At 43.5% G+C, this 14,287-nt stretch carries 8 protein-coding genes, 2 tRNA genes and 4 rRNA genes; 12 read left to right on the top strand and 2 right to left on the bottom strand.

What is annotated here, in order from left to right; translation table 11 throughout:
- The first annotated feature begins 92 nt into the window (after nt 1-92).
- The 8 genes from rrf (JMY05_RS10725) (at nt 93) to JMY05_RS10690 (ending at nt 7,359) form a co-directional block, all read left to right on the top strand.
- Nucleotides 93-207 (top strand): 5S ribosomal RNA (rrf, locus tag JMY05_RS10725).
- Nucleotides 208-1,034: 827 nt separating this feature from the next.
- Nucleotides 1,035-2,573 (top strand): 16S ribosomal RNA (locus JMY05_RS10720).
- 75 nt (nt 2,574-2,648) lie between these two features.
- Nucleotides 2,649-2,725: transfer RNA gene (locus JMY05_RS10715), tRNA-Ile, on the top strand.
- A gap of 9 nt (nt 2,726-2,734) precedes the next feature.
- Nucleotides 2,735-2,810 (top strand) — tRNA-Ala (locus tag JMY05_RS10710).
- Between the two features lie 346 nt (nt 2,811-3,156).
- Nucleotides 3,157-6,018: ribosomal RNA gene (locus tag JMY05_RS10705) — 23S ribosomal RNA — on the top strand.
- A 191-nt stretch (nt 6,019-6,209) separates the two neighbouring features.
- A 5S ribosomal RNA gene (gene rrf, locus JMY05_RS10700) occupies nt 6,210-6,324 on the top strand.
- Together the 16S, 23S and 5S rRNA genes with 2 tRNA genes alongside form the textbook arrangement of a ribosomal RNA operon.
- Nucleotides 6,325-6,870: 546 nt before the next feature.
- The gene (locus JMY05_RS10695; RefSeq protein WP_045445725.1) at nt 6,871-7,062 is read left to right on the top strand and encodes a hypothetical protein; all 192 of its coding nucleotides are present in this window, start codon (nt 6,871-6,873) and stop codon (nt 7,060-7,062) included.
- Nucleotides 7,063-7,359 (top strand): DUF6804 family protein, encoded by a 297-nt coding sequence (locus tag JMY05_RS10690; protein WP_045445728.1) that lies wholly within the window; start codon nt 7,063-7,065, stop codon nt 7,357-7,359.
- 416 nt (nt 7,360-7,775) lie between these two features.
- On the opposite strand, the gene JMY05_RS10685 is transcribed toward JMY05_RS10690, so the two are convergent.
- Nucleotides 7,776-8,027: a DUF1289 domain-containing protein gene (locus JMY05_RS10685; RefSeq protein WP_045445732.1), complete on the bottom strand. Its 252-nt coding sequence runs from the start codon at nt 8,025-8,027 to the stop codon at nt 7,776-7,778.
- Nucleotides 8,028-8,215: 188 nt separating this feature from the next.
- Between JMY05_RS10685 and JMY05_RS10680 the strand changes: the two genes are divergently transcribed.
- The 3 genes from JMY05_RS10680 to JMY05_RS10670 all read left to right on the top strand — a co-directional run bounded on the left by JMY05_RS10680 (nt 8,216) and on the right by JMY05_RS10670 (nt 11,705).
- Nucleotides 8,216-8,863 (top strand): YqiA/YcfP family alpha/beta fold hydrolase, encoded by a 648-nt coding sequence (locus JMY05_RS10680; protein ID WP_045445735.1) that lies wholly within the window; start codon nt 8,216-8,218, stop codon nt 8,861-8,863.
- A gap of 110 nt (nt 8,864-8,973) precedes the next feature.
- The gene (gene parE, locus JMY05_RS10675; protein ID WP_045445739.1) at nt 8,974-10,860 is read left to right on the top strand and encodes a DNA topoisomerase IV subunit B; all 1,887 of its coding nucleotides are present in this window, start codon (nt 8,974-8,976) and stop codon (nt 10,858-10,860) included.
- A 149-nt stretch (nt 10,861-11,009) separates the two neighbouring features.
- Complete coding sequence (locus tag JMY05_RS10670; protein WP_045452324.1) at nt 11,010-11,705, top strand: lysophospholipid acyltransferase family protein; 696 nt, start codon at nt 11,010-11,012, stop codon at nt 11,703-11,705.
- A 119-nt stretch (nt 11,706-11,824) separates the two neighbouring features.
- Here the strand turns inward: JMY05_RS10670 and JMY05_RS10665 are convergent, their stop codons facing one another.
- On the bottom strand, nt 11,825-12,493 hold the full coding sequence (locus tag JMY05_RS10665) for an SDR family NAD(P)-dependent oxidoreductase (RefSeq protein WP_045445742.1): 669 nt from the start codon (nt 12,491-12,493) through the stop codon (nt 11,825-11,827).
- A gap of 305 nt (nt 12,494-12,798) precedes the next feature.
- Here JMY05_RS10665 and JMY05_RS10660 point away from each other — a divergent pair, with 305 nt between their 5' ends.
- Nucleotides 12,799-14,214: a hypothetical protein gene (locus tag JMY05_RS10660; RefSeq protein WP_201615062.1), complete on the top strand. Its 1,416-nt coding sequence runs from the start codon at nt 12,799-12,801 to the stop codon at nt 14,212-14,214.
- Nucleotides 14,215-14,287: the final 73 nt, after the last annotated feature.

The following is a 14,287-nucleotide window of genomic DNA, read 5'->3' as shown; positions in this document are numbered from 1 at the left end:
CCTTGATTCAGTTAGGTTACAAGTTGATCGACCATAAACTAAACACTTATAGTCAAACAATAAAAATAACAGACTCATATCTAACCCCCTTTGCTGACGACAATAGCATGATGGCACCACCTGATCCCTTCCCGAACTCAGAAGTGAAACATCATTGCGCCAATGGTAGTGTGGATTCGTCCATGTGAGAGTAGGTCATCGTCAGCTCTCTATTTTGAAAGTAAAAGCCCCCAACGTTAATTCGTTGGGGGCTTTTCTTTGCCTGTAGCTTGGGGAAGTGGGCTGGGTTCAGAGCCTCTCAATCAATAGGCTGGAGACTTGCCAAAACTATTTATTTCGACAATTATTGCCAATTCAACCGATCAAAAAAGCCTTATTTCAGAATGTTAAAAATAATATTTAGCTTCAAGCAAGTAGTTAACCGATCTAACACCACCTTAATATAAGATCTATAAGTATTTCCAGCGTTCAAGGTCAAGTATATCGAGGCCATACATTTCGCTAACCCATTGAAAAGTATCGGCTATTAGAAAGGGTGTCAAACTAATTAAAAAAACCTTTGATTAAGGTGTTGACACAGGCTGTGAGATGTATATAATACGCACCTCATCAAGGCAAAGCAGTTAATAAGACAGTGAGCAATCACAGTAAATTAACCAGCTAACTTATTGAAACGAAATTAAAAAAGAAGTTGACAGACTATTAAAACATGATATGATAGTCAGCTCGCTAAATAGGATAAGCCACATTGGCTGAGACTGTTTAGTTGAAAATACTAGCACTGGACGACAGTGATTGAGCACTATTTAAAAGCATAACTAAAGAACAACTTGTGTGGATTTTTGCTGATTCAGAATGCTAAAAAATAAAGTTGGTTTTAACTTCTTTTCGGAGTTCATTCTAACTATAAAAATTATCATTTAAGACAGCAGAAAAACTCAAAGTTAATTCATTACGAACATAATTTTTAGCGATTTTGCCAGATTAGATGAGCCAAGTTTAGAAGTCTCTTTAAAGGACTTCATAGCAAGATTAAACTGAAGAGTTTGATCATGGCTCAGATTGAACGCTGGCGGCAGGCTTAACACATGCAAGTCGAGCGGTAACAGGAGAAGCTTGCTTCTCGCTGACGAGCGGCGGACGGGTGAGTAATACTTAGGAATCTACCTAGTAGTGGGGGATAGCACGGGGAAACTCGTATTAATACCGCATACGACCTACGGGAGAAAGGGGGCAGTTTACTGCTCTCGCTATTAGATGAGCCTAAGTCGGATTAGCTAGATGGTGGGGTAAAGGCCTACCATGGCGACGATCTGTAGCTGGTCTGAGAGGATGATCAGCCACACCGGGACTGAGACACGGCCCGGACTCCTACGGGAGGCAGCAGTGGGGAATATTGGACAATGGGGGAAACCCTGATCCAGCCATGCCGCGTGTGTGAAGAAGGCCTTTTGGTTGTAAAGCACTTTAAGCAGTGAAGAAGACTCCATGGTTAATACCCATGGACGATGACATTAGCTGCAGAATAAGCACCGGCTAACTCTGTGCCAGCAGCCGCGGTAATACAGAGGGTGCAAGCGTTAATCGGAATTACTGGGCGTAAAGGGAGCGTAGGTGGCTCTATAAGTCAGATGTGAAATCCCCGGGCTTAACCTGGGAACTGCATCTGAAACTGTAGAGCTAGAGTATGTGAGAGGAAGGTAGAATTCCAGGTGTAGCGGTGAAATGCGTAGAGATCTGGAGGAATACCGATGGCGAAGGCAGCCTTCTGGCATAATACTGACACTGAGGCTCGAAAGCGTGGGTAGCAAACAGGATTAGATACCCTGGTAGTCCACGCCGTAAACGATGTCTACTAGTCGTTGGGTCCCTTGAGGACTTAGTGACGCAGCTAACGCAATAAGTAGACCGCCTGGGGAGTACGGCCGCAAGGTTAAAACTCAAATGAATTGACGGGGGCCCGCACAAGCGGTGGAGCATGTGGTTTAATTCGATGCAACGCGAAGAACCTTACCTGGTCTTGACATATCTAGAATCCTGCAGAGATGCGGGAGTGCCTTCGGGAATTAGAATACAGGTGCTGCATGGCTGTCGTCAGCTCGTGTCGTGAGATGTTGGGTTAAGTCCCGCAACGAGCGCAACCCTTGTCCTTAGTTACCAGCGGGTTAAGCCGGGAACTCTAAGGATACTGCCAGTGACAAACTGGAGGAAGGCGGGGACGACGTCAAGTCATCATGGCCCTTACGACCAGGGCTACACACGTGCTACAATGGTAGGTACAGAGGGCAGCTACACAGCGATGTGATGCGAATCTCAAAAAGCCTATCGTAGTCCAGATTGGAGTCTGCAACTCGACTCCATGAAGTAGGAATCGCTAGTAATCGCGGATCAGAATGCCGCGGTGAATACGTTCCCGGGCCTTGTACACACCGCCCGTCACACCATGGGAGTTGATTGCACCAGAAGTGGATAGCTTAACCTTCGGGGGAGCGTTCACCACGGTGTGGTTGATGACTGGGGTGAAGTCGTAACAAGGTAGCCGTAGGGGAACCTGCGGCTGGATCACCTCCTTATAGATGGCATTCGGTCAGCAAGAATTCACAACAAGTTGTTCTTTAGTTTAAGCTTACGTTTTAACAAGCGTAATTGGGTCTGTAGCTCAGCTGGTTAGAGCACCGTGTTGATAACGCGGGGGTCAGTGGTTCAAGTCCACTTAGACCCACCATTTTATAATGGGGCCATAGCTCAGTTGGTAGAGCGCCTGCCTTGCACGCAGGAGGTCAACGGTTCGACTCCGTTTGGCTCCACCACTATAGACGAATAAGCTTTAAGTGCTAATAGTATAAATAGAAACAAGTGATTTATCTTTGAATAAAGACACGATTACTTCTTTCTGTTTTATACAGAATCTGTGACTCGACGAGAGCATAGAGACTATTTAAAAACATAGATATGAGTCTGGGTTAGGAGGAGCGTGTTCACGCGCACCTCTTAACCTTAATCACTCACCTCTTAACGACATCAGTTGTTATCCCAGGGATGAGTGATTAAAAAAAGTAATAAGAGAACTGAATCAAGCGTATAAACATAGGTGATATCGTTATCATAATTAGACTTTATAACACTTAGCAGTCGAAAGACTACTTGGGGTTGTATGGTCAAGTAATGAAGCGCACATGGTGGATGCCTTGGCAGTCAGAGGCGATGAAAGACGTGACAGCCTGCGATAAGCTTCGGGGAGGCGGCAATATCCTGTGATCCGGAGATTTCTGAATGGGGAAACCCACCTACCATAAGGTAGGTATCTTGTACTTGTACAAGAAGCGAACGAGGGGAAGTGAAACATCTCAGTACCCTTAGGAATAGACATCAAATGAGATTCCCCTAGTAGCGGCGAGCGAACGGGGAGAAGCCGATTAATGCTAATGTAGAAGAACAGCGTGGGAAAGCTGACCGTAGTAGGTGATAGTCCTGTATTCGAAACATTAGCGTTAACATATTAAGTAGAGCGGGGCACGAGAAATCCTGTTTGAAGATGGGGGGACCATCCTCCAAGGCTAAATACTCCTGACTGACCGATAGTGAACCAGTACCGTGAGGGAAAGGCGAAAAGAACCCCTGTGAGGGGAGTGAAATAGAACCTGAAACCGTGTGCGTACAAGCAGTGGGAGCCTTAATTTATTGGGGTGACCGCGTACCTTTTGTATAATGGGTCAGCGACTTATATTCTGTAGCAAGGTTAACCGTTTAGGGGAGCCGTAGGGAAACCGAGTCTTAATAGGGCGTTTAGTTGCAGGGTATAGACCCGAAACCGAGTGATCTATCCATGAGCAGGTTGAAAGTGCCGTAACAGGCACCGGAGGACCGAACCCACTGTCGTTGAAAAGCCAGGGGATGACTTGTGGATAGGGGTGAAAGGCTAATCAAACTCGGTGATAGCTGGTTCTCCCCGAAAGCTATTTAGGTAGCGCCTCGGACGAACACCATTGGGGGTAGAGCACTGTTTCGGCTAGGGGGTCATACCGACTTACCAAACCGATGCAAACTCCGAATACCGATGAGTGATATCCGGGAGACACACAGTGGGTGCTAACGTCCATTGTGGAGAGGGAAACAACCCAGACCGCCAGCTAAGGCCCCAAATTCCTAGTTAAGTGGGAAACGAGGTGGGAAGGCATAGACAGCTAGGAGGTTGGCTTAGAAGCAGCCATCCTTTAAAGAAAGCGTAATAGCTCACTAGTCGAGTCGGCCCGCGCGGAAGATGTAACGGGGCTCAAACTAGGAGCCGAAGCTGCGGATTTGAATTTGTTTTCAAGTGGTAGGGGAGCGTTGTGTAAGCCTGTGAAGGTGTGTCGTAAGGCATGCTGGAGGTATCACAAGAGCGAATGCTGACGTGAGTAACGATAATGCGAGTGAAAAGCTCGCACGCCGGAAGATCAAGGGTTCCAGTCCAACGTTAATCGGGGCTGGGTGAGTCGACCCCTAAGGCGAGGCCGAAAGGCGTAGTCGATGGGAAATCGGTTAATATTCCGATACTTGTTTATAATGCGATGGAGGGACGGAGAAGGTTATGTCAGCCTGGCGTTGGTTGTCCAGGTGAAAGGATGTAGGCTTGTGGCTTAGGTAAATCCGGGCTACAACATGGCTGAGATCTGATAGCAAGCTGTACTTGTACAGTGAAGTGGCAAATACCATGCTTCCAGGAAAAGCTTCTAAGCAATAGTTATAAACGAATCGTACCCTAAACCGACACAGGTGATCAGGTAGAGAATACCAAGGCGCTTGAGAGAACTCTGCTGAAGGAACTAGGCAAAATGGTACCGTAACTTCGGGAGAAGGTACGCTGCTGATGGTGATAGGACACGCTCCTTGAGCTGTTGGCAGTCGCAGATACCAGGCTGCTGCAACTGTTTATTAAAAACACAGCACTCTGCAAACACGAAAGTGGACGTATAGGGTGTGATGTCTGCCCGGTGCTGGAAGGTTAATTGATGGGGTTAGCGTAAGCGAAGCTCTTGATCGAAGCCCCAGTAAACGGCGGCCGTAACTATAACGGTCCTAAGGTAGCGAAATTCCTTGTCGGGTAAGTTCCGACCTGCACGAATGACATAATGATGGCAGCGCTGTCTCCAGCAGAGACTCAGTGAAATCGAAATCGCAGTGAAGATGCTGTGTACCCGCGGCTAGACGGAAAGACCCCGTGAACCTTTACTACAGCTTTACATTGAACTTTGACCTGACTTGTGCAGGATAGGTGGGAGGCTTTGAAGCCGAGACGCTAGTCTCGGTGGAGCCAATCTTGAAATACCACCCTGGTCATGTTGGGGTTCTAACTCAGGTATAACAATACCGAGGACAATGTATGGTGGGTAGTTTGACTGGGGCGGTCTCCTCCTAAAGAGTAACGGAGGAGTACGAAGGTGCGCTCAGACCGGTCGGAAATCGGTCGTAGAGTATAAAGGCAAAAGCGCGCTTAACTGCGAGACCCACAAGTCGAGCAGGTACGAAAGTAGGTCTTAGTGATCCGGTGGTTCTGTATGGAAGGGCCATCGCTCAACGGATAAAAGGTACTCTGGGGATAACAGGCTGATACCGCCCAAGAGTTCATATCGACGGCGGTGTTTGGCACCTCGATGTCGGCTCATCTCATCCTAGGGCTGAAGCAGGTCCTAAGGGTATGGCTGTTCGCCATTTAAAGAGGTACGCGAGCTGGGTTTAGAACGTCGTGAGACAGTTCGGTCCCTATCTACCGTGGGCGTTGGAAATTTGAGAGGATCTGCTCCTAGTACGAGAGGACCAGAGTGGACGAACCTCTGGTGTTCGGGTTGTCACGCCAGTGGCATTGCCCGGTAGCTACGTTCGGATGGGATAACCGCTGAAAGCATCTAAGCGGGAAGCCCACCTCAAGATTAGATTTCCCTAAAGAGCCGTTGAAGACTACGACGTTGATAGGCAGGGTGTGGAAGTGCAGCGATGCATGTAGCTAACCTGTACTAATTGCTCGTTTGGCTTGACCATACAACACCCAAGTGGTTTGTATGAAAGCTCTAATTAATCTATCTTGTATAAGCGAAAGCCTATAGAATAAAAGAAAGAATATTTCGATATCACCTTTAACCTTGATTCAGTTAGGTTACAAGTTGATCGACCATAAACTAAACACTTATAGTCAAACAATAAAAATAACAGACTCATATCTAACCCCCTTTGCTGACGACAATAGCATGATGGCACCACCTGATCCCTTCCCGAACTCAGAAGTGAAACATCATTGCGCCAATGGTAGTGTGGATTCGTCCATGTGAGAGTAGGTCATCGTCAGCTCTCTATTTTGAAAAGAGTCATCCTTAACAGGGTGGCTCTTTTTTTTATCTTTTATTCCTAGTGACCTACGCAGCAAATCCTATTTAAAGGATTTGCCCTTGCGCTGCCTAAAATTGGCATGCAGTTTTTATGGCGCTTTTCTGGTGTCAGCTCTCTATTTTAAAAGAAAACCCCATTTCGCGTTAGCGAAAAGGGGTTTTCTTTTGTCCGTGGGTTGTTTATACCTCAGCCAATAGAGTGTGTTGTAGACTCGATCTTCAGATGATTACTTAGCCACGCCTTTCAGTACACTGGTAACATCGATTAAAAGAGATACAAATATAGCTATTATAGCTATGAGATAAAGAGATACATTTTTCTTGATTGCTATGCTATACCTAAGCATAAATAGGCGGCAAAAATAGAATCAGTATAGCTATCTTTGTTCTATAGCAGATCGATTATAGTATAATGAATGCCTTTAGTAGATAAAAGTTAGCCTCTATTGTTTATTTTGCTATATTATTACTGATTGTAGTTTTCTGTTCCATTTATAAGGCACAAATAATGAATAGTCTGAAAAAAATGAAAGGTGAAGGCGAATTAGCTGTCTTCATACTTATTGCACTGTTTGGAGCGTGGCTTACTCATGTGATAACCTGTTTTTCAGATGAAAGATGGGGCTTTCTTATAGCAGGAGCATTGTTCTTTCCCGTAGCAATAGTGCATGGCATCGGCATATGGTTTGGAGCTTGGTAAATGCCAAAACTAGTTATATACTTTGCAGCTGGGCTTCTTTTACTGGGTGTATTGCCATTGCCATATGGCTATTATACGTTATTGCGGCTTGTAGTTTTTGGAGTTTTTACATGGGCAGCATTTATAGCTTTTGAAAAGAAAGAAGTTGTATTGCCATGGGTTTTTGTTTTACTCGCTCTTATTTTCAATCCCATAATAAAAACTTACTTACCAAAGGAAATTTGGGCAATTATAGATTTTTGTTCAGGAATATTTTTGATCTTTGTAAGAAATAAGATTCAAGAAATGCCTACATAGTAGGTATGTACGGTCTGTTGAACATTTAAACATTAGGGCTACTGATTGCTAGAACTGTATCAATTTAGGTATAAACCTACGATAATGTTGAGACCTTAGCTAGGTTTGTAACAATATTTGGAGAGATTTTAGCATTAGCCCTTCGTGGCAGTATTATTCTTTGCCAATATATGGCGAAATTGTGTAACCTAGAATAACTAAACTTATCGATTTTTAATATCGAACTATCTAAAAAATAGTTATTGCCAGCAGCACATTTGAATGTTCAATATACCTAATCAAAATTCAGCTTTAAGAAAGATTTTTTTAATAATGAAGCTATTTTTCTAAATTTTTTACATATTATTTTCTTAAAAGTGCCAAGCTTAGAATATGATATCTTGCTTTGACAATCTAAAATACCTATCGTTTACTCCTCAAAACAACTCACCCATCTCATCAAAATCAAACCCTAACTGCTCGCCTTTACGCTGTCTCATTTGCTCTATACGCAGCTTACGTCCTGCGATAAGCCTTAGCACCTCGCGTTGCTGCTCTGTCGTCATATCATGCCATCGCTGGCGCTCCGTTCGACTGCGCAGGCAACCAAAGCAATAGCCTTTTTTATTGCTTTGGCAAAGACCAATACATGGATTGGCAATCTCAAACAGCTCAAACTGTTGGTTCATGGCGACTCCATTGCTATTATCGTCATTCCTTTGACTTGTATAAAACTATTATGACAATATTATTATGTCGCAAATGCTGACTAATGGTGTGCCGTTTTATTGTTATTATTTTTGTTTAGCGGGTGCTATGCTTAGCGTCACTAGCCTATATAAGATAATCATAACAAAATTAATAAGTGAGATGATACGTGAACTTGATTTATATCCATGGACTGGACAGTGATGCGAACTCTACCAAGGGAATGCTATTAGAAAAATACTGCCAGCATCATTATCCTGATATCAATGTACTGCGTCCCGATTTGAATAAATCGCCACAAGACGTGTTCGATAAACTGATAAGTCTAGTTGAGGAATGGGGCAGCGACTCAAAAGTTGTATTCGTTGGTAGCTCATTGGGTGGCTATTTTTCTACCTTGGTGAGCAACCATACAGGCTGTGCGGCTTTACTATTAAATCCCAGTACTCAGCCACATGTGACATTACAGCGCTTTGCTCATGACTTACTGTTAAATAACGATAGTAATGAAGGTCAAGGCGAAGATGAATTGCCAAAGAATCAAATTCTCTATACGACCACTGGCGGTTGGGATATTACTTCTGCGGATTTGCAATGGTTTGCAGATCATCAGTTATCAGAAATTCATTATCCTAAAAAAATTGCTGTATTTATCAAAGAAGGCGATGAGTTATTAAATCCTGAATTGTCTAAAGCCTTTTATCAACAGCAAGGGAGTACGGTTATTTTACAAGCGGGTGGCGATCATCGGTTTAGTGACTTTGGTGAGCAGTTGCCGATGGTGATAAATATGCTACAAGATTTAGTACGAGTCTAAACAGGCGACATTATATGACGTGAGCGACTGACTATTGACGTTACTGTCGCTATTTTTCGTTATAATGGCTTAATAGAATTAATCGAACATGAATCGTTAAGGATGCATTTGTGAGTCAATATAATGCGCAATCGTTAGAAGTTTTAGAAGGGCTTGAGCCAGTACGTCGTCGCCCAGGTATGTATACCGATACCACGCGCCCGAACCATCTGGCGCAAGAGGTTATCGATAACTCAGTTGATGAAGCGTTGGCGGGTTATGCGAAAACCATCAAGGTGCAACTGCATAGCGATGGCTCATTGTCAGTTGAGGATGATGGGCGCGGTATGCCGACTGATATTCATCCTGAATTTAATCAGTCAGGGATTGAGCTGATTTTGACCCGTTTGCATGCTGGTGGGAAGTTTTCGACTTCTAATTATGAGGTGTCAGGCGGTCTGCATGGTGTGGGTATCTCTGTCGTCAATGCTTTATCCACACGCGTCGAAGTGACGGTATGGCGTGATAGTACACAGTTTGATATGGCGTTTGAAAATGGCGCACCAGTTACGCCGTTGACTGAAGCAGTCAGCTCAAACAAACGAAAACGTGGTACCAGAGTACATTTTTGGGCAGATGGTCGCTTTTTTGATACGCCTAAATTTAATGTCAAGCAGCTCAAGCACAATCTAAAAGCCAAAGCTGTATTGGCAGCTGGGCTGACGATTGAATTTGTCGATGATATTAATAATGAAAAGGTGGTTTGGCAGTTTACTGACGGAGTGGTCGAATATCTAAGCGAACAGTTGGATGGTTTAGAAACCTTACCTGAAGCACCGTTCTATTACAATTACGATGCAAAAGCGGGCGAACGTGCTGCTATTACCTTTGCCTTGTCTTGGTTGCCTGACGGCGGTACGCCAATTCAAGAAAGCTATGTGAACCTGATTCCGACCGCGCAAGGCGGTACGCACGTCAATGGTCTGCGAACGGGTATCTTAGAGGCATTGCGTGAGTTTTGCGATATTCATAATTTGCTACCACGGAGTGTCAAGCTAACGGCAGAAGATGTCTGGGATGGGGTGAACTATATTCTGTCGCTTAAATTTTCTGAGCCGCAATTTTCTGGACAGACCAAAGAGCGTCTATCTAGCCGCGAAGCTGCTGGGGCAGTACAGACATTGGCAAAAGATGCTTTTAGTCTGTGGTTAAACCAGCATGCTGATATGGGTACTCAAATCGCAGAGCTGGCGATTAATAAAGCTGGACGTCGTCTAAAGTCTGCCAAAAAAGTCGCCCGTAAGAAAATCACGCAAGGTCCTGCATTACCGGGTAAGTTGGCAGATTGTCGAGGTGATTTGCGTGATGGTGCTGAGCTGTTTTTGGTGGAAGGTGATTCTGCGGGTGGTAGCGCCAAGCAAGCACGTGACCGTCATTATCAGGCGATATTACCGCTGCGTGGTAAGATTTTAAATACGTGGGAGGTGTCATCAGATACGGTGTTATCGAGCCAAGAGATTCATGATATCGCCATTGCTATCGGTGTCGATCCGGCATCTGATGATTTGTCTGAGCTGCGTTATGATAAGGTATGTATCTTAGCGGATGCGGATTCTGATGGTCTGCATATCGCCACGCTCATCTGCGCCCTATTTGTTAAGCATTTTCCTGCCTTGGTGGATGCGGGTCATTTATTTGTCGCCATGCCGCCGTTATATCGAGTAGACGTGGGTAAAGAGGTGCATTATGCGTTAGATGAGCCTGAGCTTCAGCACATTTTGTCCAATGTGCCGGGCAATAAAAAAGCGCAGATTACCCGTTTTAAAGGCTTGGGTGAAATGAGTGCAGAGCAGTTACGTGAGACGACCATGAACCGTGATACTCGGCGTTTAGTTCAGCTAGATATGGATGACATGGTGCTGACCAATAGCGTGATGGATATGCTGCTGGCTAAAAAACGGGCTGCTGATCGCAAGGTTTGGCTTGAGAATAAAGGCAATTTGGCTGACATATCCTAATCGGCTTGATGGATATGTCCATCAATAGCTATATATTTATATAACTTTATAAACCGGTAAGCTGGTAAGCAATAAAAGCCTATAAAATTCAATTTGGTTGTATAAGCTTAATGTTATTATGTAGGTATCTTTTATTATGTGGTGCCGTCATGACATCAAAGTTGTTTAATCGCTCAAAAGCTGCTGCTTCTAAGTCTGTAAACTCTAAAATATTGCCTAAGCTTAGTAGAAAGCAGCTGGGTAGTTTAGTCCCGAAACGCGGTAATAAAATTGCGCCAGTGATTGCCTCAGCTATGCTAAAAGCTGCGGGTTGGCGTACAGTTGGAGAGATTCCAAATATTTCACAAGCCGTGGTTTTAGCGCTGCCGCATACTTCGAATATCGACGGGGTTTATGCAATACCCAGTTTATTCGCCCTAGATTTAAAAATCAGTATTATGGGTAAGCATACGTTATTTAAAGTGCCAATATTTGCTCAGCTATTAAGCTGGATAGGGGTGATTCCCATTGATCGTAGTGACAAAGGCTCAGTGCTGCAAGCAAGTATTGATAAGTTCAAAACCGGTAAGCCACTATTTTTGGGTTTAGCACCAGAAGGCACGCGTCAATATACTGAAACTTGGAAATCTGGCTTTTATTATTTAGCAGTGGGCGCTGGTGTACCTATTTTGCCGGTAGCGATGGATTACAAAACTAAAGAGATACGCTTTATGTCGTTGGTTTATCCTAGTGGTGATATCGAAGCGGATTTACCAAAAATTTATGCTCAGTATAAAGGGGTGATACCAAGACATCCTGAGCGCTTATCTCAACCATTACAAGATATCAATCATTCAGCTGAATAAAGTTTTTAAATGAGTTATGAGTATCTGTATTATATTAAGATCTCCTGACAGATTAATGTCAGGAGGTCTTTTGTTTGCGGTGATGAGTTTTAAGAATGGCTAAAAAACTAAGCATTGAGTTAGCTATTAAACGTACTAACCCCGCCATCGACAGGTAAATTCATACCAGTAATGATGGCAGCATCATCACTGGCTAAAAACATCACAGCGGCGGTTACATCAAACGGTGTCGCTGTCTTCCCTAGTGGAGAGTGGCTAATAAATGGATTTGGACTGATGTCTGTTGCCACCAATCCAGCAGATACGGCATTAATACGTACATTATTTGGTATATTCTCTAATGCCAGCTTCTTTGTAACATCAGTCAAATTCCTTTGCCTAGCTTTATAGTTCTCTATATTCCAGTCTGCTGATATCTCCGTTAGCGTTGATACATTAACGATATTGCCTTGGGTTTTTATCAGTTCTGGAATAACTGACTGATGAATGCCGACCGCAGTATCTATATTGACCATCACATCAATATGTTTATATTTATCGCGTACATGCTCTATTAATCTTGCCGTTTGGTTCAGATCATTAATGTCACTGGTTACGGTAAGGTGGTTACCTGTATTGATCCATGTATGATCCTGTGGCAGATCCTCGTAGATGTATTCTAAAATATCGTTATTAATACCAACGATTATACAATTCGCCCCTTCCTGTGCAAATCTAAGCGCCGTTGCACGACCAATATCAGAATCTGCACCTGTTATAATGACAGTTTTCTCTTTAAAGCGCTTCATAACGTTCAATCCTTTTTATTATATGATGGTCATTAAATAATTTTAATAAATGTCTCTAAAAAATGTAATCAAAGCCAGCCCATAAGCGATAAGTTTGACTGCAAATCATGCTACTTTGCTATTATCATAACAACTCATTGCCCTGAAAGCGACTGCATTTAATAAGGCTTATTTTGTTAAGTTTTTTGTTGGTAGCCTGTCGTTATAGCAAAAACATTTGCGAATATTCAACATGCTCTAGTGTTATGCTCATCAATAGCAACTTACCATACAACGCGTTCATTCGATAATAAAAGGTTAACACTGTGTCTGACTCATCTATTACCCTATCTGATAATGATTGTCTTGTTAATGAGTTGACCTGCTATTTGCAGAAAGATGCTGTAGATATTGCTTTGACCAATATGCAGCATCTTGAGCATAAATATGACGCATATTACCGTGCTCAGCAATATCATTATCAATTGCCACTGGGTAACCTATCATTACTTGAGCTCATATTGTATTTGCCTGCTAAAAGTAGTCTGGTCGATATTAAAGCTGCGCGTATGGCGGTAGTAAAGGCCGCGCTCATATGGCACAAGACATATCTTACTCAGCATAAAAATAACGCCAACATGAGCCATAATGTTTTAGTTTTTGATATTCAGCGCACCGATAAAGCTGAAGAAATCAATAAAATTAAGATAAATAACCAGCAACGACAATCCCTAAAACGGCTCATTCATGGCTTTGGTGTCCGCTATTTTATGGAAGATTTGGTGGTGGATATGAGCGACAGTATGCAGCAGCTACAAGTTTTTAGCTGGCATGACTGGCAGGCGATATTAGCAAGCCTACAAGCACCATGCGAGTTATGGCGATTTTTGCATTATCGTTTAGGGCAATTACAGTATTCAGCCAGTAATCATGTCGCTAGCTTTGAATCAGAAGCAGATCTAGTCATTCAGTTTTTACATCGCCCTACTTTATTTAGGGACGCTATCGCAGTAGATAATGCACTCATCAAGTACGAGGTGCAAGATGAGCCCAATCCTGCATTAGTCGCTATGACACTTGCCTACAAAAACAAAAGCACGACTGCGCAGATGTATCATCAGCATATGGCGCAAGCGGCAGCTCTGTGGTCGCAGTTAAGCACCCAAATGATAGAGATGCTCGATGAAGAAGTACTAGACAATGCTGATAAAGAGACACTAGGAACAAAACGCTGTTATTGGCAACAGCAGTTATTGGACGAGTCTTTATTTTCACGCCATGAGCTGGTTCGAACTCTATATAGGCATCCTAAACAAGCACATGGTCTGCAAAAAGAAGGTTATGTCGTCCATCAGCACTCTTATGAGAGCTTGGGAAGGCATTATGTATTAATATTTTATGGGCAAGATGTTGAGAGCCAGCACAGTAAACAGGCTATTCAGCCAAACTTAGCAAGGATTGCACAGGATGTTGCGAGCCGCCTGCCAATAGCCGAGCTGCATCATGTGATTGTATTGGGCATTGATTTTATTGACGAGTCTAATGACACCTTTATTGATATCGATTTATGGATTCAACCCGTTGATCCGATGACCCAGCGTGAGCGGCAGCTGACTAAGCAACTACAGCGCTTAAACCAACAGCATAAAAAGCAAACGACAAATAACTTATCAGCAAGTAAAAATGAGCCAATGCGAATGCAATTAAATTTGAATATACCTGCACGGAAGACCAAGTTCTGAGTATGATTTTGTAGCGATGTTCTGTAGCGGGATTTTTGTAGAAACTAAATTTACGCCATAAAAAAAGACAGCC

It is taken from the genome of Psychrobacter sp. JCM 18902, assembly GCF_904846615.1.
Taxonomy (GTDB): domain Bacteria; phylum Pseudomonadota; class Gammaproteobacteria; order Pseudomonadales; family Moraxellaceae; genus Psychrobacter.
Note: the sequence above shows the minus strand (reverse complement) of the source record. Positions and strands in the feature narration are given on the sequence as shown.

What these genes read in the sequence shown, in the direction of transcription:
- JMY05_RS10695 (WP_045445725.1), top strand. Translation starts at nt 6,871, where the DNA reads ATGAATAGTCTGAAAAAAATGAAAGGTGAAGGCGAATTAGCTGTCTTC.
- JMY05_RS10690 (WP_045445728.1), top strand. Translation starts at nt 7,063, where the DNA reads ATGCCAAAACTAGTTATATACTTTGCAGCTGGGCTTCTTTTACTGGGT.
- JMY05_RS10685 (WP_045445732.1), bottom strand. Translation starts at nt 8,027, where the DNA reads ATGAACCAACAGTTTGAGCTGTTTGAGATTGCCAATCCATGTATTGGT.
- JMY05_RS10670 (WP_045452324.1), top strand. Translation starts at nt 11,010, where the DNA reads ATGACATCAAAGTTGTTTAATCGCTCAAAAGCTGCTGCTTCTAAGTCT.
- JMY05_RS10665 (WP_045445742.1), bottom strand. Translation starts at nt 12,493, where the DNA reads ATGAAGCGCTTTAAAGAGAAAACTGTCATTATAACAGGTGCAGATTCT.